This window comes from Bradyrhizobium sp. SZCCT0231, assembly GCF_018130245.1.
Classification (GTDB): domain Bacteria; phylum Pseudomonadota; class Alphaproteobacteria; order Rhizobiales; family Xanthobacteraceae; genus Bradyrhizobium; species Bradyrhizobium japonicum_F.
The window spans coordinates 1294684-1321382 of sequence record NZ_JAFCKP010000001.1 but is presented as its reverse complement, the minus strand read 5'-3'; the positions used below and the strand labels follow the sequence as shown (position 1 = coordinate 1321382).

The following is a 26699-nucleotide window of genomic DNA, read 5'->3' as shown; positions in this document are numbered from 1 at the left end:
TTCGCTCGCAATGACGAGTTGGAGGCACGCGCGCGCCACAAACTCACTGTCATGCCCCGCGGAGGCGGGGCATCCAGTACTCCGAGACGATCGTTATTGAACCGAGAGGCCGCGGCGTACTGGATCGCCCGCCTTCGCGGGCGATGACTCCGAGAATGGGGCGAACGAACTAACCCCCGCCCGGATAATTCGGGCTCTCGCGCGTGATCGTCACGTCGTGGACGTGGCTTTCGCGCAGGCCCGCGCCGGTGATGCGGACGAACTGCGCCTTGTCGTGCAGCTCCTTCATGTCCTTTGCGCCGACATAGCCCATCGCGGCGCGCAGGCCGCCGGCGAGCTGGTGCATGACGTGGCCGACCGCACCCTTGTAGGGCACCTGCCCCTCGATGCCTTCGGGCACGAGCTTGAGCGTGTCCTTGATGTCCTGCTGGAAGTAGCGATCGGCAGATCCCCGCGCCATCGCGCCCACCGAGCCCATGCCGCGATAGGCCTTGTAGGAGCGGCCCTGCCACAAAAACACTTCGCCGGGCGTCTCGTCGGTGCCGGCGAGCAGCGAACCGACCATGGCGATGTCGGCACCGGCCGCGAGCGCCTTGGCGAGGTCGCCGGAGTATTTGATGCCGCCGTCGGCGATGACGGGGATGTCGGCCTTCTTCGCCGCTTCCACCGCATCCATGATCGCAGTGAGCTGGGGAACGCCGACGCCGGCGACGATGCGGGTGGTGCAGATCGAGCCCGGACCGATGCCGACCTTGATGCAATCCGCGCCTGCGTCGATCAGCGCCTGCGCGCCTTCCGTGGTGGCGACGTTGCCGGCGACGACCTGCACCGAGTTGGACAGACGCTTGATGCGGTTCACCGCGTGCAGCACGTGGCGGGAATGGCCGTGCGCGGTGTCGACGACGACGAGATCGACGCCGGCATCGATCAGCCGCTCGGTGCGCTCGAAGCCGTTATCGCCGACGGTGGTGGCGGCGGCGACGCGCAGGCGCCCCTGCGCATCCTTGCAGGCGAGCGGATGGGCGACCGCCTTCTCCATGTCCTTCACGGTGATGAGACCGACGCAGCGATACTGCTCGTCGACCACGAGCAGCTTCTCGATGCGATGCTGGTGCAGCATCCGCCGCGCCTCATCCTGGCTGACATTCTCGCGGACCGTGACGAGATTTTCGTGCGTCATCAGCTCGGAGATCTTCTGCTGGCGATTGGTCGCAAAGCGCACGTCACGGTTGGTGAGGATGCCGACCAGCTTGCCGGGCGTATTCTTGCCGGCACCGGTGACGACGGGGATGCCGGAAATGCCGTGATCGCTCATCAGCTTGAGCGCGTCGTCGAGCGTGGCCTCGGGGCTGATGGTGAGCGGGTTCACCACCATGCCGGACTCGTAGCGCTTGACCTGCCGCACCTGGGCAGCCTGCCCTTCGGGATCGAAATTGCGGTGGATGACGCCAAGGCCGCCGGCCTGCGCCATGGCAATCGCCATGCGCGCCTCGGTGACCGTATCCATGGCGGAGGCCATGATCGGAATGTTGAGCGGAATGGCGCGGGTGACGCGGGAACGGATGTCGACCTCGCCCGGCATGACGTCCGACAGGCCCGGCTTCAACAGCACGTCGTCGAACGTAAAGGCTTCGCGGATGCCTTGAAGTTGCACCGTGGCCATATGCCAACTCCTTCCTGCGGCCCTGCCGCAAATGCTTATGGATGAGCGCCGCCCTCGGCGTACCTTGCGGCATCGCCTTGAGAATCGGAGCCCATCGGTGGGGTTGACGCGGGTCGATAGCACGGCCGCGTGACGAATCAAAGCAATTCGGGCGGCTGGCCAGCCATGCACAGACTTTTTTTGGGCAGTTTCAGCGGGGATGGGCTCGGTACGCCCTCCCCTCCGCCGTCATTCCGGGGCGCGACGAAGTCACGAACCCGGAATCCATTTCGCGGCGGTCCCCGCAGCCCAATGGATTCCGGGTTCGCGCCAAGTGGCGCGCCCCGGAATGACGGGGAGGGTCACACCGTTGTTACGCGGGATTTAGGTGCCATGCGTCGATCCGCAATGGTCCGCGGCGGACGGCGGTGATAAGCCGCAACTCCACCCCTCCTTCCGATTTCATTGCCAATCCGTCATGGTCGACAAGCAACGCGTCATTCCGCTGATCGTGGCCACTGCGCTCTTTATGGAGAACATGGACTCGACGGTGATCGCCACCTCCCTGCCGGCGATCGCGGCTGACATCGGAACCAGCCCGCTGACGCTGAAGCTGGCGATCACATCTTACCTGCTGTCGCTTGCGGTGTTCATCCCGGCGAGCGGCTGGACCGCCGACCGCTTCGGCGCGCGCATGGTGTTCGCGATCGCCGTCGGCGTGTTCATGGTCGGCTCGGTCGGCTGCGCGCTCTCGACCTCGGTCACCGATTTCGTATTCGCGCGCATCCTGCAAGGCATGGGCGGGGCGATGATGACGCCGGTCGGACGCCTCGTGCTGCTGCGCTCGGTCGACAAGAGCGCGTTGGTCAACGCCATGGCCTGGGTGACGGTCCCTGCCCTGATCGGTCCGGTGATCGGCCCGCCGCTCGGCGGCTTCATCACCACCTACGCGTCCTGGCACTGGATCTTCCTGATCAACATCCCGATCGGCCTGCTCGGCATCTTCATGGCGCTGCGCTTCATCGATCCGATCAAGAGCGAGGAACGCGAGCCGTTCGATCTCTACGGCATGGTGCTCGCTGGGCTGGGGCTCGCCGGCATCGCCTTCGGCCTCTCGGTTGCCGGCCTCAACCTGCTGCCGTGGAGCACGGTTGCCGCGTTGATCGCGGGCGGCGCGATCTCGATGACGCTCTACGTCATCCACGCACGGCGCACCGGGTCGCCGGTGCTGGATTTCTCGCTTCTGAAGCTGTCGACGCTGCGCGCGGCCGTGTTCGGCGGCTTCCTATTCCGCCTCGGCATCGGCGCGCTGCCGTTCCTGCTGCCGCTCTTGATGCAGATCGGCTTCGGCCTGTCACCGTTCCATTCCGGTCTCGTCACCTTTGCCTCCTCGCTCGGGGCCATGGGCATGAAGACGCTGGCGGCGCGGATCATCCGCACCTTCGGCTTCCGCAATTTGATGACGGTGAACGCGATCGTCAGCGCGTTCTTCCTCGGCGTCTGCGCGCTGTTCACGGTGACGACGCCGCTGCTCATCATCATGGTCATCCTGGTGGTCGGCGGCTTCTTCCGCTCGCTGGAGTTCACCGCGATCAACACCGTCGCCTATGCCGACGTCGAGACCGCGCAGATGAGCCGCGCCACCACCCTCGTCAGCGTCAACCAGCAGCTCGCGGTCTCCGCCGGCGTCGCCGTCGGCGCGGCCTGCGTGGAAACGACGATGTGGTTCCACCATGTCAGCGAGCTCAATGCCACGGTGTTCGCACCGGCCTTCATCGTGGTCGCGCTGACCTCGGCCGCCTCGAGTTGGTTCTTCTGGCAAATGCCTGCAGATGCCGGCCACGAGATCTCCGGCCGCAAGGCGGTGGAGATCGCCAGCCGCAAGGGCGCCGGCAAGGGCGCGGAGAAAGCGGCGGTGAAGGCGGCGACCGAGGATACGCAGGACGTGCGGGATCAGAGGCTGGGGTAAATAAAGTCTCAGTCACCTCGTCGGGGCACTCCGAACAACCGTGACCGGGCCGGCACGGCGCTTTTGCAAGCCCCCGCCCACCTGCCGGCCAGCATCCCGGTGCGGCGATACGCGGCAAAGCCGCGACAATCATTCGAATCCATTCAGTCGGGCGAAATCGGCACTTCCGGTACGCGGTGCTCCGTGCTAATAGTTGAAATATTCAACTATTGAAATATGCATCAATGTCCGCCCGGCCCTCCGTTCCCGCGATCGTTCCGATCGACTACGTCACGTTTCGCCTCGACGTCATTTCCAGCGCGGCCAAGGCGGATGCCTCGCCGGTCTATGAGACGGCCTGCGGCGTCAGCCTGCGCGAGCTCCGCTGCCTGCGCATCGCCGCTTTCGAGCCCGGACTCTCCCAGAACCGGCTCGCTTCGCTGGCGTTCATCGAAAAGACCCTGATCTCAAAGACCATCACCAGCCTGGTCCGGCGCGGCCTCCTGAAGCGCGACACTGATGCTGCCGATGCCCGCCGCATCCGGCTGGCCGCGACGCCGGCAGGGCTCAAGATGGTCAGGACATGCGAGCAGATCGGTCGCACGCTCGAAGCCGAATTGATGGCCGGGATTACGCAGAAGCAGCGTGAGATATTCGATGCGTGTCTCGACAAGATGATGTCGAACGTTGCCGACATGCTGAAGAAGCGCCCGGCGCGCGTCGCTTCCGCGAGATGACCATGTCCAGCTTCTCCGAGGATCTCCTCAACCACGATGCCCGCGCCCTATCGCTGCTGATCCATCAACGCAAGATCTCCTGCCGCGAGGTGATGGCAGCAACACTCGCGCGCATCGGGCGCATCAATCCCGAGGTCACCGCGATCGTGTCGCTGCGCGATGCGGAGTCCCTGCTCGGCGAGGCGGATGCACGCGACAGAATGCTGGCCGAGGGCCGGTCCATGGGATGGATGCACGGCCTGCCGCAGGCCCCGAAAGACCTCGCAGACGCCTTCGGCTTCGTCACCACATCGGGCTCGCCACTATTCGCCTCGCATCGGCCGAGCGAGGACTCCCTGTTCGTGCGACGGCTGCGCGAGGCCGGCGCGATCTTGATCGGAAAGACCAATACGTCGGAGTTCGGCCTGGGCTCGCAGACCTACAACCGGGTGTTCGGCGCGACCGGCAATGCCTACTACCCTGCCCTCACCGCCGGCGGCAGCAGCGGCGGCGCGGCAGCAGCGCTGGCACTCCGCCTGCTGCCCGTCGCCGACGGCAGCGACATGATGGGGTCGCTGCGCAATCCCGCCGCCTACAACAATGTCTTCGGCTTCAGGCCGTCGATGGGGCGCGTCCCCCACGGCCCTTCCGGCGACCTGTTCTTCCAGCAGCTCGGCTATGACGGGCCCATGGCGCGCAACGTCGCCGATCTGGCATTGCTGCTGTCGACGATGGCCGGGCCCGACCCGCGCGCGCCGCTGTCGCTACGCGAGCCGGCTGCTGCCTGTACCGACCCGCTTGTCCCCGCGATCTCTGGCAAACGCATTGCCTGGCTTGGCGATCTCGGCGGCCATCTGGCCATGGAACCCGGCATCCTGGATCTCTGCGAACGGGCTCTGCGCGAACTTGAAGGACTCGGCGCGATCGTCGAGCCGATCGCACTTGGCTTCTCGCCGGACGCCTTGTGGTCGACCTGGCAGACGCTGCGTTCCTTCCTCGTCGCCGGCAAGCTCGGCCCGCTCTACGCGGATCCGCAGATGCGCGCTCAGTTGAAGCCTGAGGCCATCTTCGAGATCGAGTGCGGGCTGGCCCTGTCCGGCGCGGATGTGTTCGTCGCGTCGCAGCTCCGCAGCGATTGGTACCGCCACGTGCTGACGTTGCACGAGCGTTTCGACGTCCTGGCGCTGCCGAGCGCCCAGGTCTTTCCTTTCGCCCGAACGATGCCCTGGCCGCGCGAGATCGCCGGCCGCGCCATGGACACCTATCACCGCTGGATGGAAGTCGTGGTCCCCGCGACCCTTGCCGGCGTTCCCGCGATCGGCGTCCCCGTCGGCTTCGCCGCCGACGGGCGGCCGATGGGCATGCAGATGCTCGGGCGGCCGGCCGGCGATCTCGAGCTGCTTGGTATTGCGCATGCCTACGATCTTGCGACCCGCTGGCCCGACCGTCATCTGCCGCGCCTGCTCTCCGATGTTCAGGCCGCCGACCGCCAGCCGCTGATGGAGCTCTGACATGTCCCCTGTGTATGACGATGCATTCCTGGCGAGACTCGCGCAAGGACTGCGGACGGCGCTGCCGCGCTGGGGCCTGTCGGATGACACCGAACTCAGGCTGCTCACGATTTCCGAGAATGCGACGTTCCGGGCGCACGAGCCCACGACGGGTCGCGACCTCGTGTTCCGCGTGCATCGGCCCGGCTACCACACCCGCGCCGAAATCGAATCCGAGCTTGCCTGGCTCGCCGCACTCAGGCGTGACCATGTTGTGCCGACGCCTGCCGCCATAGCCCAGCGCGACGGCGATCTTATCGCCGACATCGACGATGACGGCATCCTTCGCCATGCTGTCGCCTTCGAGCTCGTGAGCGGCAAGGAACCGGCCGAGGGCGAGGACCTGACACGCTGGTTCCGCGAACTCGGCACCATCAATGCGCGCCTGCATCGTCATGCAAAACGCTGGCAGAGGCCGGACGGTTTTGTGCGCAAGGTGTGGGATTATGATGCCATGCTAGGCGAGGCGAAACTGTGGGGCGATTGGCGCGCTGCTCCCGGCCTCGACGAGGCCGGGCGCGCGGTGCTGGAACGCGCCGCGTTGCGCCTGCACGACCTGCTCGCCGCCTACGGCACCGACAAGGACCGCTTCGGCCTGATCCATGCAGACATGCGCGTCGCCAACCTGCTGGTCGACGACGGGATACTTTCGGTCATCGATTTCGACGATTGCGGCTTCGGCTGGTACCTCTACGATTTCGCTGCCGCCATCAGCTTCATCGAGCACGAGTCCTATGTTCCGACGTTGCAGGCCGCCTGGGTCGAGGGCTACCGGACCGTCGCGCCGCTCCCGGACGATGAATGCGCCATCCTGCCTGTCTTCGTCATGCTGCGCCGCATGTTGCTCACGGCCTGGATCGCCTCGCATGCGGAGACGCCAACGGCACAGCAGATGGGCGAGGCCTATACTCATGGGACAGTCGCGCTCGCACGCGCGTTTCTCGAGACATGCGATGCGGAGCCCGGCTCTACCTTCCGAGCGGAGGCCCGTTCATGAGAGACAAGGAACAGCCGATACTCTCGCTCAACGCCTTCTCCAACGACGACGCAGGGCTGACAGCCGACATTGCCGCGCTCGTGGCGCGACGCCGACGCGATTTTGGCGCTGGATCGGTCCTGTTCTACGACCACCCGCTCAAGATCGTGCGCGCGGAGGGCTCCTATCTCTACGCCTCCGACGGGCGCACCTATCTCGATTTCTACAACAACGTTCCGACCGTCGGGCATTGTCATCCGAAAGTCGTCGAGGCGGTGCGGCGCCAAATCGGCGAATTCAACACGCACTCGCGCTACCTGTTCGACATCGCGCAGGACTATGCCGAAAAACTGCTCGCTACATTCCCGGCGGGGCTGAGCAATCTCGTGCTCACCTGTACCGGTAGCGAGAGCAACGATTTGGCACTGCGGCTCGCCAGGAAAGCAAGCGGCGGCCATGGCTTTGTCGTGACCCGCGCCGCTTACCACGGCAACACCGCTGCGGTGACCGAAGTATCGCCCTCCTCCTACAAGCAAGGCGCGCCGCCGCCGCATGTGCGCATGGTGCCGGCACCGGATCCCGCCCTCTTCGGCGACGACGTCGCGCAAGGTTTTGCCGACGCCGTCGGCGCAGCGATCGCGGCGATGGAAGCGGATGGCATCCGGTTCGCGGGCCTGCTGGTCGATACCATCTTCTCGTCCGACGGCGTCTTCTCCGATCCGCCGGGTTTCCTCAAGCCCGCGGTTGATGTCGTTCGCGCTGCGGGCGGTCTGTTCATTGCCGATGAGGTGCAGCCCGGCTTCGGCCGCACCGGCGAAGGCCTCTGGGGTTTTGGGCGCCACGGCGTGGTGCCCGACATCGTCACCATGGGCAAGCCGATGGGTAACGGCTATCCGATCGCCGGCGTCGTGACACGACCTGACATCCTGACTGCGTTCTGCGCCGATTTCGGCTATTTCAACACCTTCGCCGCCAGCCCGCTCGCAACCGCTGCGGCGATGGCGGTACTGGAGGCGATCGAACAGGACGAGCTGATCGCCAACGCGGCCCGCGTGGGCAAACATCTGATGTCGCGTCTAAAGCATCTCCAGGCACACGCGCCGATCATCGCAGTGCGTGGCGCCGGTCTCTATCTTGGCGTCGAGTTCGGCGACGGAGAGCTCGCAAAAACGCTGATCAATGGTCTACGCGACCGCGGTATTCTCGTCGGCGCCGCCGGGCAATTTGGCAATGTGCTGAAGATCCGTCCGCCGCTCTGCGTCACTACCGAACATGCGGACAGGCTTGTCGACGCAATCGACGAATTGCTTGGCGTCAAGGGCGCTCGCGAGAGTATCCGGGATACACGCGATCAGCGACCGCGGTAGTTTCCACCTCTGTCATTCCGGGGCGACGCAAAGCATCGCGCCGCCGGAACGCGTGGAGAAATGGATTCCGGGCTCGCCTCGTCGAGACCTCCCGCAATGACGGAATTTGCAGCTACGCCTTCGCCTCGCCGCGAAACCCCGTCGCCAGCACGTAGCGCTCGGAGGAATCCTGCCGGCTCGCCGCCGGCTTCACGTGGCGCACCGTTGCAAAGTCGCGCTTGAGCTGGGCGAGCAGATCGGCGTCGGCACCGCTCTGGAACGTTTTTGCCAGGAACGTGCCGCCGGGCTTGAGCACGTCGCAGGCAAACGCCGCGGCGGTCTCGACCAGGCCGACGATGCGGAGCTGGTCGGTCTTGCGATGGCCTGTCGTGTTGGCGGCCATATCGGACATCACGACGTCGGCGCCGCCGCCGAGCATCGCGGTGAGCTTCCCGGGCGCGTCGTTGTCCATGAAATCGAGCTGCGCGAAATCGACGCCGGGAATCTCGGGCATTTCCAGAAGGTCGATCGCGACGACCTTGCCCTTGCCTTCGGTCGAGCCGACGCGCTTGGCGGCGATCTGGCTCCAGCCGCCGGGCGCCGCGCCGAGATCGACCACGGCCATGCCCGGCTTCAGGAAGCGAAACTTGTCGTCCATCTCCAGCAGCTTGAACGCGGCGCGCGAACGATAGCCCGCGGCCTTGGCCTTGGCGACATAGGGATCGTTGAGCTGCCGCTCCAGCCACAACTTCGACGACAATTTGCGCTTGCCGCCGGTCTTGACCTGGACGTGCAAGCGGCCGGTGGTGTCCTTGGCCATCTCACCAGCTCCTGAGCGCGCCGTCCTCGCGCATCATCTCGACCAGCATGCCTTCGCGCAGGCCCCGGTCGGCGACGCGCAGGCGCGGCAGCGGAAAGGCGCGGCGGATCGCATCGAGGATGGCGCAGCCCGCCAGCACGAGGTCGGCACGTTCGACGCTGATGCAGCTGTTGTTCGCCCGCTCCTCGTAACTCATGCCGAGCAGCTTGTTGACGGTCGCGGTGATGTCGGCATCGTGCATCCAGATGCTGTCGATGCGGCGGCGGTCGTAGCGCGCGAGGTTGAGATGGATGCCGGCGAGCGTCGTCACCGTGCCCGATGTGCCGAGCAGATGCATGTCCGTGAGATCGCGGCCGTGCTCCTCCGCGAACGGCGCGACGTGGCTCGCGACCTCCTGCTCCATCGCGGCATAGATCTCAGCCGTCACGTCGCGGCCGCCGAACTGCTCGGCGAGCGTGACCACACCATAGGGGATCGACATCCAGGCCTTGATGCGCGGCTCCGGGTTTTCCGGGTCGCGCTCGATCCGCACCAGCTCGGTCGAGCCGCCGCCGATGTCGAACAGGATGGCGCCGCGCCCCCTGGGGTCGACCAGCGGCGAGCAGCCGAGCACGGCGAGCGAGGCCTCGGTCTCGCGGTCGATCACCTCGAGCTCGATGCCGGTCTCGGCCGCGACGCGGCTGCGGAACCCTTCCGCGTTCGAGGCCGCGCGGCAGGCTTCGGTCGCGATCAGCCGCAGCCGCCGCGCTTTCCGTAAGTTGATCTTGTCGCGGCAAATGCTGAGCGCCGCGATGGCGCGCTCGATCGCGGCCTCGCTGATCGAGCCGGTAGCCGAAACCCCCTCGCCGAGGCGGATGATGCGCGAGAAGGAATCGACCACGCGAAAGCCGTCGTGGGTCGGACAGGCGATCAGCAGCCTGCAATTGTTGGTGCCGAGGTCCAGCGCTGCATAGACGCCGGTTCCCGGCGCTTGCGCGCCGACGGCCGGATCGGTGGCCAACGCCACCGCCGCCATCGACCCCTCCAGCTCACCGTGCGGCCCATGCTGGCTTACATGGCCTTCGCGGAGCCGCGTGTGGTCATTCATACAAACTGTCTTTCCGCGGCCGGTCGGGCCGGTCTGGAATTGCTTTTTCGCCTGAAACATTAGCAGCGCGGCAGGCCTGCGCAACAACGCATCACATGGGACCATGTCCAATCGTGCGTTGTCGTGAACGGGGGTGGTGGGTTATCTGAGGGAGTCCGGTGCTCCGCTGCCGCGAAAATGCGCAAATGCCGGCTTTTCAGGTCAATTCCATGCAAGAACACACCAAATCGTCCACGCTCGAGAACGCTATTGCACTGCAAAAATATGGCGTCGGGCAACCGGTCCGCCGCAAGGAGGACGACACCCTGGTGCGCGGCAAGGGCCGCTACACCGATGATTTCAACCTGCCCGGCCAGGCCTATGCCGTGGTCGTCCGCTCGACCCATGCCCATGGAATCATCCGCGGCATCGGCCTTGATGCCGCCAAGGCGATGCCGGGCGTGCTGGGGGGGTGGACCGGGAAGGATCTCGATGCCGCCGGTTACGGCCCCTTCACCTGCGGCCTGCCGCTGAAGAGCCGTGACGGCTCGCCCCTGCTCCAGACCAACCGCCAGCCGCTCGCGACCGACAAGGTCCGCTTCGTCGGCGATCCCGTCGCCTTCGTGGTGGCGGAGACGCTGGCGCAGGCGCGCGACGCGGCCGAAGCGGTCGAGCTCGACATCGAGCCGCTGCCGGCGGTGACCGATCCTGAGGAAGCCGCCAAGCCCGGCGCGCCGCAGCTTTACGACCACATCCCTGATAACGTCGCGCTCGACTACCACTATGGCGACATGGACAAGGTCAACGCGGCCTTTGCCAGCGCCACCCACGTCACCAGGATCGACATCGAGAACACCCGCGTCGCCGTGGTCTCGATGGAGCCGCGCGTGGGGCTTGCCTCCTACGACAAGAAGACCGAGCGCTACACGCTTCAGGTGCCGACACAGGGCGTTGCGGGCAACCGCGCCAACCTCGCCAAGAACCTGAATGTGCCGAACGAGAAGGTGCGCATCCTCACCGCCAATGTCGGTGGCTCCTTCGGCATGAAGAACATCAACTACCCCGAGTACATGTGCATCTTGTATGCGGCCAAGGCGCTAGGACGGCCGGTGAAGTGGCTGGACGAGCGCTCCACCAGCTTTCTCTCCGACAGCCATGGCCGCGCGCAGAAGATCCATGCCGAGCTGGCGCTCGATGCCGAGGGGCATTTCCTCGCAGCGAAGCTTTCGGGTTACGGCAATCTCGGCGCCTACATCACCGGCGTCGCGCCGGGTCCGCTCTCGCTCAACACCGGCAAGAATTTTTCCAGCGTCTACCGCACGCCGCTGATGGGCGTCGACATCAAGACGGTGCTGACCAACACCACGCTGATGGGCGCCTATCGCGGCGCCGGCCGGCCGGAAGCGAACTACTACATGGAGCGGCTGATCGACCGCGCCGCCGACGAGATGGGCATCGACCGCCTGACGCTGCGCAAGCGCAACTTCATCAAGCCGAACCAGATCCCGTTCGCGGCCTCCTCCGGCGTCACCTATGACAGCGGCGACTTCCAGGCCGTGTTCAACAAGGCGCTCGAAATCTCCGACCACGAGAATTTCGCCAAGCGCAAGAAGGAGAGCAGGAAGGCCGGCAAGCTGCGCGGCATTGCGGTCGGCTCCTACCTCGAGGTCACCGCGCCGCCGAGCCCCGAGCTCGGCAAGATCGTGTTCGACCCCGACGGCACCGTGCAGCTGATCACCGGCACGCTCGATTACGGCCAGGGCCACGCCACCCCGTTCGCGCAGGTGCTGTGCGAGCAGCTCGGCGTCCCCTTCGAGAGCGTAAAGCTCGTGCAGGGCGACAGCGACATCGTCCACACCGGCAACGGCACCGGCGGCTCGCGCTCGATCACCGCGAGCGGCCAGGCCATTGTGGGGGCCGCAAAGCTCGTCATCGAGAAAGGCAAGCGCGCCGCCGCGCACATGCTGGAAGCGTCCGAGGCCGACATCGAATTCGCCGACGGCAGCTTCACCATCGCCGGCACCGACCGCAGCATCGACATCATGGAGCTCGCCAGGAAGCTGCATGACGGCAAGGTGCCGGACGGCGTGCCTGACTCGCTCGATGTCGACCACACCAGCGATCCGGTCGCCTCCGCGTTCCCGAACGGCTGCCACGTCGCCGAGGTCGAGATCGATCCGGAGACCGGCGTGGTGCAGATCGTGCGCTACAGCGCGGTCAACGATTTCGGCACGGTGATCAACCCGATGCTGGTCGCAGGCCAGCTCCATGGCGGTGTGGTCCAGGGCATTGGCCAGGCGCTGATGGAGCACATCCGCTACGACGAGAGCGGCCAGCCGATCACGGGCTCGCTGATGGACTACGCGCTGCCGCGCGCGGAGGACGTCCCGAACATGACGATCGGCGATCATCCGGTGCCCGCCACCACCAACCCGCTCGGCAGCAAGGGCTGCGGCGAAGCCGGCTGCGCCGGCAGCCTGTCGACGGTGGTGAACGCGGTGCTCGACGCGCTCTCCGACTACGGCATCAAGCACATCGACATGCCGCTGACCCCGGAGCGCGTGTGGCGCGCGATCCAGGATGCGAAGGGGGAAGCGGCGTAAGGGGCACTGTCGTCGCCACAAACTCTACTGTCATCGCCCGGCTTGACCGGGCGATCCAGTACTCCGAGGCGGCAGCGATTGACCGAGAAGCCGCGGCGTACTGGATTCCCCGCCTTCGCGGGGAATGACACTGTCTTTGGAGTGACGGGCGTGGCCTTCTCCCAGGTGTCCGCTACGCCGCCGCCTGCTCGCGCGGCTGGTAGATCGCCGTGTGCTGGCAATGCGCAATCGGCGTCGTGCCGTCGGCAACGACCAGCGCGTCGAGCTCGACGAAGCGGTGGCCCTTCTTCTCGTAGTTCGCGGCGACTTTTGCGCGCGCGGTGATCTCGTCGCCGGCGCGCGCGGCGGATAGCAGCTGCATACGGCTGCCGACGTGGATCCACGGCCCCAAAATCGTGTTGTCGACGAGGACGCGGTTCATCACCCGCTGGATCAGGCCGGGATGGCCGAGGCCCTCGCGCGCGAAGATCGGGTCGGTCTCCCTGATGTCGGCGAGATAGTCGGTCGCATCCTGCCCGGCCCAGCGGCGCGGCGCCGTGCCGAGCCATTTGCCGGTCTCGAAGGTGGCGGGGCTGACCGGCCTGCGCTCCGGGACCGCGGAGACTTCGACATAATCACTGAGCGATACCACCGGTGCCTCCGCCGGCAGCAACGCCGTTCCCGTGGCGCAAAGCTCGGTGCGGCTGAACACCTCGATCGTGAGCAGGCCGTTGTGCTCGGTGGCATCGACATCGGCGGTCTCGCCGTCATAAACCGGCTTGATGAAGCGGGCCTCGACCAGCCCGCGCGACAGAAAATCGCGGCCCCAACGCGCGATCGGCACGTGCATCATGTAAGCGAAGACATCGACGCCGGGGACCAGCCCGCCGGAAAAGCCGAAGCGGCGGGCCACATTGTCGTCATGCATCTTGTTTTCGGACTGTTTTGCGGTGTTGTAGGCCTCGACGCGCCAGGTTTCGAGCCGGTTCGGCATGGCTTGGCTTTCCCCATATTCTTGTTGTTTCGAGGGCGATCGTAGGGCCCCGGGAACAGCGGTCAATCCCCTCGCCTTTGCGGCCCGAATGGGGTACCACGCGGCGGAATGACCGACACCCCCACCCGCATCTATGTCGACGCCGACGCCTGTCCGGTGAAGGACGAGATCTATCGCGTCGCCATCCGGCACGGTGTGCCCGTGAGCGTGGTTGCCGGCAATTTCATCCGCGTGCCGCAGGACCCGCTGATCGAGCGCATCGCCGCGGGCGCCGGCATGGACGCCGCCGACGACTGGATCGCCGAGCGCGCCAGGCCCGGCGACGTCGTCGTGACCTCGGACATTCCGCTGGCCAGCCGCTGCGTCAAGGTCGGCGCGGACGTGATCGCGCCGAACGGCAAGCCGTTCACCGAGGAGTCGATCGGGATGACGCTGGCGGTGCGCAACCTCATGACGGATCTGCGCTCGGCCGGCGAAGTCACCGGCGGCCCGCGCTCGTTCGCACCGCGCGACCGCTCCGCCTTCCTCTCGGCGCTCGACCAGACGCTGCGCCGGATCCAGCGCCGCCGCACTGATGCGGCCGTAACCAGTCAGAGCTGACATGGCGCCGCCGCTGATCCAACTGAAAGACATCAGGCTGACCTTTGGCGGCACGCCGCTCCTAAGCGGCGTCGAGCTCAACGTCGCGCCAGGCGAGCGCGTCTGCCTGATCGGCCGCAATGGCTCCGGCAAGTCGACGCTGCTCAAGATCGCGGCCGGCCTCGTCGAGCCCGACGGCGGCACGCGCTTCGTGCAGCCCGGCGCGACCGTCCGCTATTTGCCGCAGGAGCCTGACTTCGGCGAGCACAAGACCACGCTCGCCTATGTCGAGGCGGGGCTCGCGCCGGGTGACGACCATCACCAGGCGCGCTATCTGCTGGAGCAGCTTGGCCTCAGCGGCGACGAGAACCCGCACGATCTCTCCGGCGGCGAAGCGCGCCGCGCCGCACTCGCCTGTGTGCTGGCGCCCTCGCCCGACATATTGCTGCTGGACGAGCCGACCAACCATCTCGACCTCTCCACCATCGAGTGGCTGGAACAGGAGCTCGACAGCCGCCGTAGCGCGCTGGTCTTGATCAGCCACGACCGCCGCTTCCTCACCAATCTGTCGCGCTCCACGGCATGGCTCGACCGCGGCAAGATCAAGCAGATCGACCGCGGCTTCGCCTCGTTCGAGACATGGCGCGGCGAGGTGCTCGCGGAAGAAGAGCGCGACCAGCACAAGCTCGACCGCAAGATCGTCGACGAGGAGCACTGGCTGCGCCACGGCGTATCCGGCCGCCGCAAGCGCAACGTCAAGCGGCTCGCCAATCTGCATGCCTTGCGCGCCCAGAGGCGCAACTATCGCGGCACCGCGGGCAGCGCCAATCTCGCAGCTAGCGAGGCGGAACAGTCCGGCAGGCTGGTGATCGAGGCGAAGAACATCACGAAAGCCTATGGCGAGCGCAAGATCGTCGAGAACTTTTCGACCCGCATCCAGCGCGGCGACCGGCTCGGCATCATCGGGCCGAACGGCGCCGGCAAGACCACACTGGTCAATCTGCTCACCGGCGGCATGCAGCCTGATTCCGGCACAATACGGCTCGGGGCCAATCTGGAGACGGCCACGCTCGACCAGCACCGCGAAAGCCTCGATCCCAAATCGACGCTGGCGGAAGCGCTGACCGGCGGCCGCGGCGATCAGATCATGGTCGGCGGCAAGCCGAAGCACGTCGTCGGCTACATGAAAGACTTCCTGTTCGCGCAGGAACAGCGCGGCACGCCGGTGGAGGTGCTGTCCGGCGGCGAGCGCGGCCGGCTGATGCTGGCGCGCGCGCTGGCAAAGCCGTCGAACCTGCTGGTGCTGGACGAGCCGACCAACGATCTCGATCTCGAGACGCTCGACGTGCTCGAGGAGATGCTCGGCGACTACGAGGGCACCGTCATCCTGATCAGCCACGACCGCGACTTCCTCGACCGCGTCGTCACCTCCGTGATCGCGCCCGAAGGCAACGGCAAATGGATCGAATATGCCGGCGGCTACAGCGACATGCTGGCGCAGCGCGGTGCGGATCTCAAGCGCGAGACGGTAAAGGCGCAAGCCCCGGCGGAGAAGAAAGAGGAGCGCGCCGCCGCTCCGTCGTCGGCACCGAAACGGAAGCTGAGCTTCAACGAGAAGCACGCGCTGGAAACGTTGCCGAAGAAGATGGACACGCTTCACGCCGATATCGCAAAATTGCAGCGCGTGCTCGACGATCCCAATCTCTATGCGAAAGATCGCAAGAAATTCGACGACACGTCGGCCGCCATTGCCAAGGCACATGAAGAACTCTCCGCCGCCGAAGAGCGCTGGCTCGAACTCGAAATGCTCCGCGAAGAAATAGAACAGGCCTAGCGCGTATTCCGCAAAAGTGGGCACCGGTTTTGCGATCAGAATACGCGCCAACTCAAGGACTCCCATGACCAGTCCCCTCGCCGCAAAAATCGCCCGCGAATACGGCACGCCCTGCGCCGTCATCGACATGGACAGGGTCGAGCGCAACATCGCGCGGATCCAGAAGGCCTGCGACGATGCCGGCATCGCCAACCGGCCGCACATCAAGACGCACAAGAACCCGACCATCGCCAAGATGCAGGTCGCGGCCGGCGCCAAGGGCATCACCTGCCAGAAGCTGGGCGAGGCCGAGATCATGGCCAATGCCGGCATCGACGACATCCTGATCAGCTATAATCTGCTTGGCGAGGAGAAGATGGCGCGCCTCGGCGCGCTGCAGGCGAAGGCGAACATGACGGTGGCTGCCGACAATTCGACCGTCGTCGCGGGCCTGCCCAAGGCCGCTGCGGCGTCAGGCCGCCCGCTCTCGGTCGTGGTCGAATGCGACACGGGGCGAAAGCGCGCGGGTGTCGAGACGCCGGCCGAGGCGATCGCGCTGGCGCGCGAGATCGCCGCGTCCAAGGGACTCGAGTTCGCCGGCTTCATGCTGTATCCGACCGAGACCGGCTGGGGCGATGCGCAGAAATTCTACGACGAGGCGCTGGCCGGCGTGCGCGCGCATGGGCTCGATGCAAAGATCGTCTCGACCGGCGGCACGCCGAACCTCGTCAATATCGGCAAGCTCAAGGGCGGTACCGAGCATCGCTTCGGCACCTACATCTACAACGACCGCATGCAGGTCGCCGCAGGCTCGGCCACCTGGGACGATTGCGCGCTGCACATCTATTCGACGGTGGTGAGCCGCGCCGCGCCCGAGCGCGGCATCCTCGATGCCGGCTCGAAGACGCTGACCACGGACACCGGCGGGCTCGACGGCCACGGCCTGATCCTGGAGCACCCCGAGGCCAAAATCGCGAAGTTCGCAGAAGAGCACGGCTTCCTCGACCTGTCCCGCAGCAACACGCGCCCGAATGTCGGCGATGTCGTCCGCATCGTGCCGAACCACGTCTGCGTCGTCGTCAACATGATGGACGAGGTGGTGATGGTGCGCGGCGAGGAGATCATCGGCACGCTGCCGGTCGCGGCACGGGGGAAGCTGCGGTAGGCACGCTGCCGTAGGGTGGGCAAAGCGAAGCGTGCCCACCATCAGTTCGGCATGCGCGGAGGGACGGTGGGCACGGCGCTTCGCGCCTTTGCCCACCCTACGATGTCTGCGGTAGGCGGCGGAGCGCCCGCGCATCCTTCGAGGCCGCTTCTTCAGCGGCCCTCGAAGGGCGGCGGCGTTCTATGAACGCTTCAGCCACTCCAGCACGCCCCTGCCCGCGGCTGCTCCCGTCGCAAACGACGCCTGCAAGAGATAGCCGCCGGTCGGCGCCTCCCAGTCCAGCATCTCGCCGGCGGCGAACACACCTCGCAATTTGCGCAGCATGAAGTGCTCGTCGAGCTCGTCGAACGTGATTCCTCCCGCCGTCGAGATCGCCCGATCGATCGGGGCTGTGCCGGTGAGGTGAACCGGAATGGCGTTGATCAGCTGGGCAAGCTCTGCCGGCGAGAACGCGGCCAGCGGCCGGCCGGAGGCGATGGCGGCCTCCTGCATCAGGCCGATGCCGACCGGCGACAATTGCGCGGCCTTGCGCAGGAAGTTCGCCAGCGACTGCTTGCCGCGCGTGCCTGACAGCCGCCTGGTCAGCGCGGCGGCGTCGAGGTCGGGCCGCAATGCGATTCCCAGCCGCGCCTGCCCGAGATCCAGCACCGCCTCGCGCAGCTCCGCCGACAGTGCATAGATCGCGCCGCCTTCAATGCCGCTGCGGGTGATCATGGCTTCGCCGCGCACCGTGTGCGCGCCGATCGTCAGCGCCACGCCCTTGAGCGGCTGGCCCTCGAAACGGTCGCGGAAGACATCGGACCATGCGACCGTAAAGCCGGAATTGGCCGGCCGGAGTTTTGAGACGGCAATGCCTTTTGCAGCGAGAAGAGCGACCCAACTCCCATCCGAGCCCAGGCGTGGCCAGCTTGCGCCGCCGAGCGCGAGCACCGTTGCCTTGGCCGCGATGGCACGCGCACCATCGGGTGTCTGAAATTGTAGCCGCCCCTCACCGTCCCAGCCGGTCCAGCGATGCCGAAATGCGAATTGTGCGCCGGCGGCATCCAGCCGCCGCAACCAGGCGCGGAGCAATGGCGAGGCCTTGAACGTTTTTGGAAACACCCGCCCGCTGCTGCCGACGAACGTCAATTGGCCAAGTGCCGCACTCCAGTCGCGTAGCGCATCGGGCGAAAACGCCTCGACCGCGGCGCGCAAATGCGGCATCGCCTCACGATACCGCGTCAGGAAATCCGGCAGCGGCTCGCTGTGAGTGAGGTTGAGCCCGCCGCGACCGGCCATCAGGAATTTGCGCCCCGCAGACGGCATGGCGTCGTACACGGTGACACGGGCGCCGCCTTGCGCCAGCACCTCCGCCGCCATCAGCCCGGCGGGACCGGCACCGATGACGGCGACGTCGGTCAGAGCTTGATTCCCGCCCGCGCCGCGGCCTGCGCCACGTACTTCTGCGTCTGCTCGAACGCACCCGTCAGCGCCCTGGCCTTCGACATGTCGCTGATCTCGGCGAAATGCGCGGCGACCGCATCGGGCGTCCACTCGCTCTCCGGCAGGTTGATGCCCTCGCTCTCCAAAATCTTGATCACGGCGAAGGAGCCGGCACCGGCGCCCATGATGGTGCGGGTCGGCGCGTCCTCGCTCAGCATGTACTCGACCGCGGGGGTGATCGCGTTCGGCTTCATCAGCTGCAACGCCTGCGGCGGCAACAGCTCCTCGGTCATGCGGGTTGCCGCCGTCGGCGAGATGATGTTGACGCGAATGTCGTTCTTGCGACCTTCTTCGGCCAGCACGTTCATCAGGCCGACCATGCCGGATTTCGCCGCGCCGTAATTGGCCTGGCCGAAATTGCCGTAGAGACCCGAGGACGACGTCGTCAGCACGATGCGGCCGTAGTTGCGGTCGCGCATGCCGGCCCAGGCCGCCTTGCAGCAATAGAAGGTGCCGACGAGATGCACGTCGAGCACCTTCTGGAAATCGGCCGCTTCCATCTTGCCGAACGACTTGTCGCGCAGGATGCCGGCATTGGCGCACAAGAGATCGACGCTGCCCCACTCCTTGGTGGCGCGCTCGACCATCGCAGTGACCTGCTCGAAGTTGGAGACGTCGGCGCCGTCGGCCATCGCAGTGCCGCCGGCTTTGCGGATCTCCTCGACCACCGCTTCCGCCGGCGACAGCGAACCGCCGGTGCCGTCCCGCGCGCCGCCGAAATCATTGACGACGACTTTCGCGCCGCGGCTCGCCAGCCCCAGCGCATGCGCGCGTCCGAGACCATTGCCCGCGCCGGTGACGATGGCGACGCGTCCGTCGAACCTGATTGCCATGAGTACGTTTCCCAGATGCTAGTTTGTCATGGCCGGGCTTGACCCGGCCATCCATCAAATCGACAGGCTTTTGAGCAGCGATGGGTTGCCGGGTCAAGCCCGGCAACGACGCCTAGGGCCTACGCGAAATAGATCAACCCGAGCCAGTCGGCGACCAGCGCCGGCTTGTCCTCGCCCTCGATCTCCACCGTGACGTTGGTGCGAGACTGCAGCTCATTCGGCTTGCGGAGCTTGGCTTCCGCCAGCACGAAACGGCCGCGGACGCGCTTGCCCGATCGCACGGGCGAGATGAAGCGCAGCTTGTCGAAGCCGTAATTGACGCCCATCGTGGTGCCCGCAATCGCCGGCATCACCTCATAGGACATCACCGACAACATCGACATCGTGAGGAAGCCGTGCGCGATGGTGGTGCCGAACGCGGTTTCCTTGGCGCGTTCGGGATCGACATGGATGAACTGGTGATCCTCGGTCACGTCGGCATAGGTGTCGATGCGGGGCTGGTCGATCAGGTGCCAGGACGACACGCCGATCTCCTTACCGACCATGGCCTGATAGGCCTCCAACGTGATCGGCGGCGACTTCCAGATTTGGTTCACTTAGGTCTCACTCCGTGTTTTCGGCAGCTCCGGAAAATCCTCCTCACGGAATTCCCGGCCGCGCAGCGGATCGTTGCGATCGTCGTCGCGTTCGAGCCGTCGTAGCTGCACGCGGCGGATTTTGCCAGAGATCGTCTTCGGCAGCTCGGTGACGATTTCGAGGCGGCGGATGCGCTTGAACGGCGCCAGGCGCGTGTGCAGGTGCTTGAAGATCGACAGCGCGGTCTCCGGCGTGCGCTCGGCACCCGCGGTCAGCAGCACGAAGGCCTTGGGGATCGCGAGCCGGATGGGATCAGGGCTCGGCACCACCGCGGCCTCGGCGACGAGCTCATGCTCGAGCAACACGCTCTCCAGCTCGAACGGGCTGATGCGGTAATCGGATGATTTGAACACGTCGTCGGAGCGGCCGACGAAGGTGAGATAGCCGTCCCCGTCCTCGAATACGACGTCGCCGCTGCGATAGAGCACGCCTTCGGCGCCGGACAGCTTGCCGTCGTCGCCCTGATAGCCCTGCATCAGGCCGGCGGGGCGGTCGGCGCCCAGCACCAGCGTCACCTCGCCTTCCTTGGCCGGATGGCCGTCAGCATCGCTGATCTGGACGCGATAGCCCGGCAATGGCCGGCCCATCGAGCCGATCTTGATCTTCTGCCCCGGCGAGTTGCCGGCCAGCGCGGTGGTTTCGGTCTGGCCGTAGCCGTCGCGGATGGTGAGGCCCCAGGCGGCCTGCACCTGGTCGATCACCTCAGGATTGAGCGGCTCGCCGGCGCCGCAGACCTCGCGCAAGGCCACCTTGAACGAGGCGAGGTTCTCCTGGATGAACAGCCGCCACACCGTCGGCGGCGCGCAGAGCGTGGTAACGCCGCAACGGCCGATGGTGGCGAGCAGCGCCTTGGCGTCGAAGCGCGGCTGATTGACCACGAACACGGTCGCGCCCGCATTCCACGGCGCGAAGAAACAGCTCCAGGCATGCTTGGCCCAGCCGGGCGACGAGATGTTGAGATGGATGTCGCCGGGCTTCAGCCCGATCCAGTACATGGTGGAGAGATGGCCGACGGGATAGCTGCGCTGGCTGTGCCGGACGAGCTTTGGTTTTGCCGTGGTGCCCGAAGTGAAATAGAGCAGCATCGGATCGTCGGCGTTGGTCGGACCGTCGGGCGTGAAGCTTTCGGAAGCCTTTGCCGCCTCGTCATACGTGAGCCAACCATCGGAGGGCGCGCCGACCACGATGCGGACGACATTCTCGGCCCCGAGGCTCGCGAACTTTGCGACCTGATCCTGCGCCGCGATCACCGCCCTCGCCTTGCCGCGATCGAGCCGGTCACGCAGTTCGTCGGCGGTGAGCAGCGTGGTGGCGGGAATGACGACGACGCCGAGCTTCATCGCCGCCAGCATCGTCTCCCACAGCGGTACTACATTGCCGAGCAGCAGCAGGAGATGATCGCCGCGCCTCAAACCCTGCGCGCGGAGGAAGTTGGCGACCTGGTTGGAGCGCTTCGACAGCGCCGCGAAGGAGAGCTTTGTCTGCCTGTCCTGCGCGGCATCGACGATCCAGAGCGCGGGCCGGTCCTTGCTGTCCGCATTCGCCGCCAGCTCGGCGTCGAACCAGTCGAGCGCCCAGTTGAACGGAGCCGGATCGGGCCAGCGGAAGCCTTTGACCGCGGCCTCGTAATCCGTACGGTGTTGCAGAAGGAACGCGCGCGCGTCCTGGAATGTCGTCATGATCCGGGCCCGTCGAAATGAGCTTCGAGCGTAGCCCGGATGGAGCGAAGCGCAATCCGGGGGGCACCACAATGGAAGCAGCTGTCCCGGATTTCGCTTCGCTCCATCCGGGCTACGAAGCCCCGCTATTTTCCAGCGAGGCTGCGAACGTGCTTGATAATTCCGGAAAAATCCACCCCGCCCTGGCCGGCTGCGTCGAAAGACTGATAGATCTCCTGCGCATGCTTGCCGAGCGGCGTCGCCGCGCCCGCGGCCTTGGCGGCGTCCTGCGCCAGGGTCAGGTCCTTCACCATCAGCGCGGAGGCGAAGCCCGGCTTGTAGTCGTTGTTGGCGGGCGAGGTCGGCACCGGGCCGGGAACCGGGCAATAGGTGGTCAACGACCAGCACTGGCCCGAGGAGGTCGAGGCGACGTCGAACAGCGCCTGGTGCGAGAGCCCGAGCTTTTCGCCAAGCGCAAAGGCCTCGCTCACTGCGATCATGGAAATGCCGAGGATCATGTTGTTGCAGATCTTGGCGGCCTGCCCTGCGCCGGCGCCGCCGCAATGCACGATCTTCTTGCCCATGTTCTCCAGCACGGGCTTTGCCGCCGCGAACGCCTTCTCTTCGCCGCCGCACATGAAGGTGAGCGTCGCCCCCTTGGCGCCGCCGGTACCGCCGGAGACCGGCGCATCGACCGAGAGCACGCCGTGCTTGGCCGCCAGCGCATGCGCCTGCCGCGCGCTTTCGACATCGATGGTGGAGCTGTCGATGATCAGCGCACCCTTGGTCATGACAGGGACGACCTCGTTCCAGACGCCGAGCACGTGCTTGCCGGCCGGCAGCATGGTCACGACGACATCGGCGCCCTTCACCGCGCCCGCGGCGCTATCGGCGATGCTGGCACCGTCAACCTTGGCCTGATTGCGCGAGGCCTCGACGAGATCGAACGCAACCACCTTGTGGCCGGCCTTGACGAGGTTGGCGGCCATCGGGCCGCCCATGTTGCCGAGACCGATGAATGCGATCGTGGCCATTGTCGTTTCCTCCGCTTGAATGACGTTGTTAATTGAACTTCAGCTCATCAGTGCCGATCTCGGCGAGATACGGCGCAAGCATGTCAGGCGTCACATCCTCGATTCCAGGCGGCGACCAGGTCGGATTACGGTCCTTGTCGATCACGGCGGCGCGTACACCCTCGCGGAAATCGTCGCTGCGGAAGACCTCCAGCGCCGCGCGGTATTCTCGCACCAGACACTCTTCCAGGCTCGACGCGGTGCGCGCGAGGCGCAGCAGCTTTAGCGTGACGACCATGCCGCGCGGCGATTTCTCGTTGAGCGTCTTCAGCGTTGCCTGCGCGAACTCCGAGCCGGCGCGCTTGAGCGCCGCAAAAATGTCCTCCATGCGGTCGAAGCCGAACAGCGCGTCGATGATCGGCTCCTTCGCCGCCACCGGCCCCGCGGTCTCGCCGGTTGCAAAGCCGTCGATGAGCTTTCCGATTTCGGCGGCGGTCGCGCCCGGGCGCACCTTCGTCAGCGCCTCGCGCAGCTCCGGCAGCCTCGAAGCCGGCACCACCCAATCCGCAAACTTCGCGTGGATCGCGTCCGGCCCGTTCATGGTCTGGCCGGTCAGCCCGAAATAAGTGCCGATTTCGCCCGGCGAATGCGACAACAGATAGGTACCGCCGACATCGGGGAAGAAGCCGAGACCGACTTCCGGCATCGCCAGCTTCGTGCGATCCGTGACGACGCGGTGGCTGGCATGAGCCGACAAGCCGACGCCGCCGCCCATCACGATGCCGTCCATGAAGGCGACATAGGGCTTCGGAAACTTCTTGATACGGGCGTTGAGGATGTATTCCTCGCGCCACAGGATCTTGCCGAGGTCGCCCTTGACCTTCGAGCTTTCCCAGAGCGTGCGGATGTCGCCGCCGGCGCACAGGCCGCGCTCGCCGGCGCCTTCGAGCAGGATCACGCCGACGTTGGCATCGGCCTCGAAACGATCGAGCGCCTTCTCGATGTCGCGAAACATCTCCAGCGTGACGGCGTTGATCGCCTTGGGGCGGTTGAGCCTGATGATGCCGGCGGCGCCCTCGACGCGGGCGACCAGATCGCCCTCCTCCACTGCCGTCATCGCGCGCCCTCGATCAGTTTGCGCGCCACGATGAGCCGCATGATTTCATTGGTGCCTTCGAGGATCTGGTGCACGCGCAGGTCGCGCACGATCTTCTCGATGCCATATTCGCTCAGGTAGCCGTAGCCGCCGTGCAGCTGGAGCGCATGGTTGGCGACCTCGAAGCCGACATCGGTACCGAAGCGCTTGGCCATTGCGCACAGCATGGTGGCGTCGGGGTCCTTGCGATCCAGCGCCGCCGCGGCACGCCACAGGAAGGTGCGCGCGGCTTCCAGCTCGATCGCCATGTCGGCGAGACGGAACTGCAGCGCCTGGAATTCGTCGAGCCGCTTTCCAAACGCTTTGCGCTCCTTCATGTAGGCGCGCGCCTTGTCGAGCGCAGTTTGGGCACCACCAAGAGAACACGCCGTGATGTTGAGGCGGCCGCCGTCGAGGCCCGCCATCGCGATCTTGAAGCCGACGCCCTCCTCGCTCAGGCGGTTGGCGACCGGTACGCGGGCGTTCTCGAACATCACCGCGCGGGTCGGCTGCGCGTTCCAGCCCATCTTGCGCTCGTTGGCGCCGAACGAGACGCCCGGCGTCTTGCCGTCGATGACGAGGGTCGAGATGCCGCCGGGGCCATCGCCGCCGGTTCGCACCATCGCCACCAGCAGGTCGGTGCCGCCGGCGCCGGAGATGAACTGCTTCTGGCCGTTGAGGACGTAATGGTCGCCGTCACGCACCGCGCGGGTGCGCAAGGCTGCCGCGTCCGAGCCGGCGCCGGGCTCGGTCAGGCAGTAGCTTGCGATCAGCTCCATGGTGCAGAGCTTTGGCAGCCACTGATGGCGCTGGGTGTCGCTGCCGAAGGCATCGATCATCCAGCTCGCCATGTTGTGGATGGAGATGAAGGCCGAGGTGGTCGGGCAGCCCGTCGCCAGCGCTTCAAAAATCAGCGCCGCGTCGAACCGCGTCATGGCGGAACCGCCGACATCGTCGCGGATGTAGATGCCGCCCATGCCGAGCGTGGCGGCCTCGCGCATGACGTCGACGGGGAAATGCTTCTCCTCGTCCCAGCGCAGCGCATGCGGCGCGATCTTCTCCGCCGCAAACGCCATCGCCATGTCACGAACCGCGATCTGATCCTCGTTCAGAGCGAACTGCATGCTGCCGCCTACCCTTTCACTCCATCGTCATTGCGAGTGCAGCGAAGCAATCCAGCATCCCTCCGCAGAGACAGTCTGGATTGCTTCGTCGCAAGGGCTCCTCGCAATGACGGCTGAGGAGATTACTTCATCAGCGGGATCGAGAACTCCGCACCTTCCTTGACTCCGGACGGCCAGCGCGAGGTCACCGTCTTGGTCTTGGTGTAGAAGCGGACCGAATCCGGGCCGTGCTGGTTGAGATCGCCGAAACCCGACTTCTTCCAGCCGCCGAAGGTGTAATAGGCGATCGGCACCGGGATCGGCACGTTGATGCCGACCATGCCGACATTGACCTTGGCCGCGAAGTCGCGCGCGGCATCGCCGTCGCGGGTGAAGATGGCAACGCCGTTGCCGTAGTCATGCTCCGACGGCAGCGCCAGCGCTTCCTTGTAGTCGTGCGCGCGCACGACCGAGAGCACGGGTCCGAAGATCTCTTCCTTGTAGATCCGCATGTCCTTGGTGACGTTGTCGAACAGCGAACCGCCGAGATAGAAGCCCTTCTCGTAGCCCTGCATCTTGAAGCCGCGGCCGTCGACAGCGAGCGTCGCGCCTTCCTTGATGCCGATTTCGATGTAGCCCTTGACCTTCTCGACCGCCTCGCGCGTGACGAGCGGACCATAATCGGCGGACGGATCGATCGAGGTGCCGATCTTCAAGGACTCGACGCGCGGGATCAGCTTTTCCATGAGGCGGTCGGCGGTGGACTTGCCGACGGGCACCGCGACCGACACGGCCATGCAGCGCTCGCCGGCCGAGCCGTAGCCGGCGCCGATCAGCGCGTCGACGGCCTGGTCCATGTCGGCATCCGGCATGATGATGGCGTGGTTCTTGGCGCCGCCGAAACACTGGCAGCGCTTGCCGGTCTGCGCAGCGCGCTCATAGATGTACTGCGCGATCGGGGTCGAGCCGACGAAGCCGATGGCCTTGATGTCGGGATCGTCGAGAATGGCGTCGACCGCTTCCTTGTCGCCGTTGACGACGTTGAGGATGCCGGCCGGCAGGCCCGCCTCGATCATGAGTTCAGCGAGCAGCATCGGCACGCCGGGATCGCGCTCGGACGGCTTGAGGATGAAGGCGTTGCCGCAGGCGATCGCCGGGGCAAACTTCCACATCGGGATCATCGCCGGAAAGTTGAACGGCGTGATGCCGGCAACGACGCCGAGCGGCTGGCGCATGGAATAGATGTCGATGCCGGGACCGGCGCCTTCGGTGTACTCGCCCTTCATCAAATGCGGGATGCCGCAGGCGAATTCCGCGACCTCGAGGCCGCGCTGGATGTCGCCCTTGGCGTCCGGCACGGTCTTGCCATGCTCGCGCGCGAGCAGCTCGGCGAGCTTGTCGTAGTCGCGCTGCACCAGCTCGACGAATCTCATCATCACGCGGGCGCGGCGCTGCGGATTGGTCGCGGCCCATTCCGGCTGTGCTGCGCGCGCGTTCTCGACGGCGGCGCGGACCTCGGCCTTGGACGCCAGCGCCACCTTGGCCTGGACGTCACCGGTCATCGGCTCGAAGACGTCGGCGGTGCGGCCCGAGGTGCCCTTGACCTCCTTGCCACCGATGAAATGTCCGATTGAACGCATGG

At 65.9% G+C, this 26699-nt stretch carries 21 protein-coding genes; 9 read left to right on the top strand and 12 right to left on the bottom strand.

Annotated elements, in window-relative coordinates:
- Positions 1-169 precede the first annotated feature (169 nt).
- The gene (gene guaB, locus JQ566_RS05965; protein WP_212370943.1) at positions 170-1663 is read right to left on the bottom strand and encodes an IMP dehydrogenase; all 1494 of its coding nucleotides are present in this window, start codon (positions 1661-1663) and stop codon (positions 170-172) included.
- Between the two features lie 457 nt (positions 1664-2120).
- Between guaB and JQ566_RS05960 the strand changes: the two genes are divergently transcribed.
- From JQ566_RS05960 to JQ566_RS05940, 5 genes are all read left to right on the top strand, one after another.
- A complete protein-coding gene (locus JQ566_RS05960; protein ID WP_212370941.1) occupies positions 2121-3611 on the top strand; it encodes a DHA2 family efflux MFS transporter permease subunit in 1491 nt (496 codons plus the stop codon).
- A gap of 224 nt (positions 3612-3835) precedes the next feature.
- Positions 3836-4327 (top strand): MarR family winged helix-turn-helix transcriptional regulator, encoded by a 492-nt coding sequence (locus tag JQ566_RS05955; protein ID WP_212370939.1) that lies wholly within the window; start codon positions 3836-3838, stop codon positions 4325-4327.
- A 2-nt stretch (positions 4328-4329) separates the two neighbouring features.
- Positions 4330-5817 carry an amidase gene (locus JQ566_RS05950; RefSeq protein WP_249139203.1) on the top strand — a complete coding sequence of 496 codons (1488 nt, stop codon included), beginning with the start codon at positions 4330-4332 and terminating at the stop codon, positions 5815-5817.
- Between the two features lies 1 nt (position 5818).
- On the top strand, positions 5819-6853 hold the full coding sequence (locus tag JQ566_RS05945) for a phosphotransferase enzyme family protein (protein ID WP_212370935.1): 1035 nt from the start codon (positions 5819-5821) through the stop codon (positions 6851-6853).
- The gene (locus JQ566_RS05940; RefSeq protein WP_212370933.1) at positions 6850-8199 is read left to right on the top strand and encodes an aspartate aminotransferase family protein; all 1350 of its coding nucleotides are present in this window, start codon (positions 6850-6852) and stop codon (positions 8197-8199) included. Before JQ566_RS05945 ends, JQ566_RS05940 begins: the two co-directional genes overlap by 4 nt.
- Before the next feature lie 112 nt (positions 8200-8311).
- Here the strand turns inward: JQ566_RS05940 and JQ566_RS05935 are convergent, their stop codons facing one another.
- Positions 8312-8998, bottom strand: coding sequence for an RlmE family RNA methyltransferase (locus tag JQ566_RS05935; protein ID WP_212370931.1), 687 nt, complete (start codon positions 8996-8998; stop codon positions 8312-8314).
- Between the two features lies 1 nt (position 8999).
- The gene (locus JQ566_RS05930; protein WP_212370930.1) at positions 9000-10085 is read right to left on the bottom strand and encodes a Ppx/GppA phosphatase family protein; all 1086 of its coding nucleotides are present in this window, start codon (positions 10083-10085) and stop codon (positions 9000-9002) included.
- 209 nt (positions 10086-10294) lie between these two features.
- On the opposite strand from JQ566_RS05930, the gene JQ566_RS05925 reads away from it, so the two are divergent.
- Positions 10295-12667 carry a xanthine dehydrogenase family protein molybdopterin-binding subunit gene (locus tag JQ566_RS05925; protein ID WP_212370929.1) on the top strand — a complete coding sequence of 791 codons (2373 nt, stop codon included), beginning with the start codon at positions 10295-10297 and terminating at the stop codon, positions 12665-12667.
- A gap of 172 nt (positions 12668-12839) precedes the next feature.
- On the opposite strand, the gene JQ566_RS05920 is transcribed toward JQ566_RS05925, so the two are convergent.
- Positions 12840-13640: a hypothetical protein gene (locus JQ566_RS05920; protein WP_212370928.1), complete on the bottom strand. Its 801-nt coding sequence runs from the start codon at positions 13638-13640 to the stop codon at positions 12840-12842.
- Between the two features lie 108 nt (positions 13641-13748).
- Here JQ566_RS05920 and JQ566_RS05915 point away from each other — a divergent pair, with 108 nt between their 5' ends.
- From JQ566_RS05915 to JQ566_RS05905, 3 genes are all read left to right on the top strand, one after another.
- Positions 13749-14240 carry a YaiI/YqxD family protein gene (locus JQ566_RS05915; protein ID WP_212370927.1) on the top strand — a complete coding sequence of 164 codons (492 nt, stop codon included), beginning with the start codon at positions 13749-13751 and terminating at the stop codon, positions 14238-14240.
- A gap of 1 nt (position 14241) precedes the next feature.
- Positions 14242-16053, top strand: coding sequence for an ABC-F family ATP-binding cassette domain-containing protein (locus JQ566_RS05910; RefSeq protein WP_212370926.1), 1812 nt, complete (start codon positions 14242-14244; stop codon positions 16051-16053).
- A 64-nt stretch (positions 16054-16117) separates the two neighbouring features.
- On the top strand, positions 16118-17197 hold the full coding sequence (locus tag JQ566_RS05905; protein ID WP_212370925.1) for a D-TA family PLP-dependent enzyme: 1080 nt from the start codon (positions 16118-16120) through the stop codon (positions 17195-17197).
- Between the two features lie 180 nt (positions 17198-17377).
- On the opposite strand, the gene JQ566_RS05900 is transcribed toward JQ566_RS05905, so the two are convergent.
- The 8 genes from JQ566_RS05900 to JQ566_RS05865 form a co-directional block, all read right to left on the bottom strand.
- Positions 17378-18598, bottom strand: coding sequence for a BaiN/RdsA family NAD(P)/FAD-dependent oxidoreductase (locus tag JQ566_RS05900; protein WP_212371508.1), 1221 nt, complete (start codon positions 18596-18598; stop codon positions 17378-17380).
- Positions 18595-19512 carry an SDR family NAD(P)-dependent oxidoreductase gene (locus JQ566_RS05895; RefSeq protein ID WP_212370923.1) on the bottom strand — a complete coding sequence of 306 codons (918 nt, stop codon included), beginning with the start codon at positions 19510-19512 and terminating at the stop codon, positions 18595-18597. The genes JQ566_RS05900 and JQ566_RS05895 overlap by 4 nt, the downstream gene beginning before the upstream one ends.
- Before the next feature lie 119 nt (positions 19513-19631).
- Entirely contained in the window at positions 19632-20108 is a 477-nt protein-coding gene (locus JQ566_RS05890; RefSeq protein WP_212370921.1) for a MaoC family dehydratase, read from the bottom strand.
- A complete protein-coding gene (locus tag JQ566_RS05885) occupies positions 20109-21827 on the bottom strand; it encodes an AMP-binding protein (protein ID WP_212370919.1) in 1719 nt (572 codons plus the stop codon).
- Positions 21828-21952: 125 nt separating this feature from the next.
- Positions 21953-22861, bottom strand: a complete 909-nt coding sequence (gene mmsB / locus JQ566_RS05880) for a 3-hydroxyisobutyrate dehydrogenase (RefSeq protein WP_349643307.1) — start codon at positions 22859-22861, stop codon at positions 21953-21955.
- 7 nt (positions 22862-22868) lie between these two features.
- Positions 22869-23936: an enoyl-CoA hydratase/isomerase family protein gene (locus tag JQ566_RS05875; RefSeq protein ID WP_212370917.1), complete on the bottom strand. Its 1068-nt coding sequence runs from the start codon at positions 23934-23936 to the stop codon at positions 22869-22871.
- Positions 23933-25078 (bottom strand): isobutyryl-CoA dehydrogenase, encoded by a 1146-nt coding sequence (locus JQ566_RS05870; RefSeq protein WP_212370916.1) that lies wholly within the window; start codon positions 25076-25078, stop codon positions 23933-23935. Before JQ566_RS05870 ends, JQ566_RS05875 begins: the two co-directional genes overlap by 4 nt.
- A gap of 122 nt (positions 25079-25200) precedes the next feature.
- Complete coding sequence (locus JQ566_RS05865) at positions 25201-26697, bottom strand: CoA-acylating methylmalonate-semialdehyde dehydrogenase (protein WP_212370915.1); 1497 nt, start codon at positions 26695-26697, stop codon at positions 25201-25203.
- Between the last annotated feature and the right edge of the window lie 2 nt (positions 26698-26699).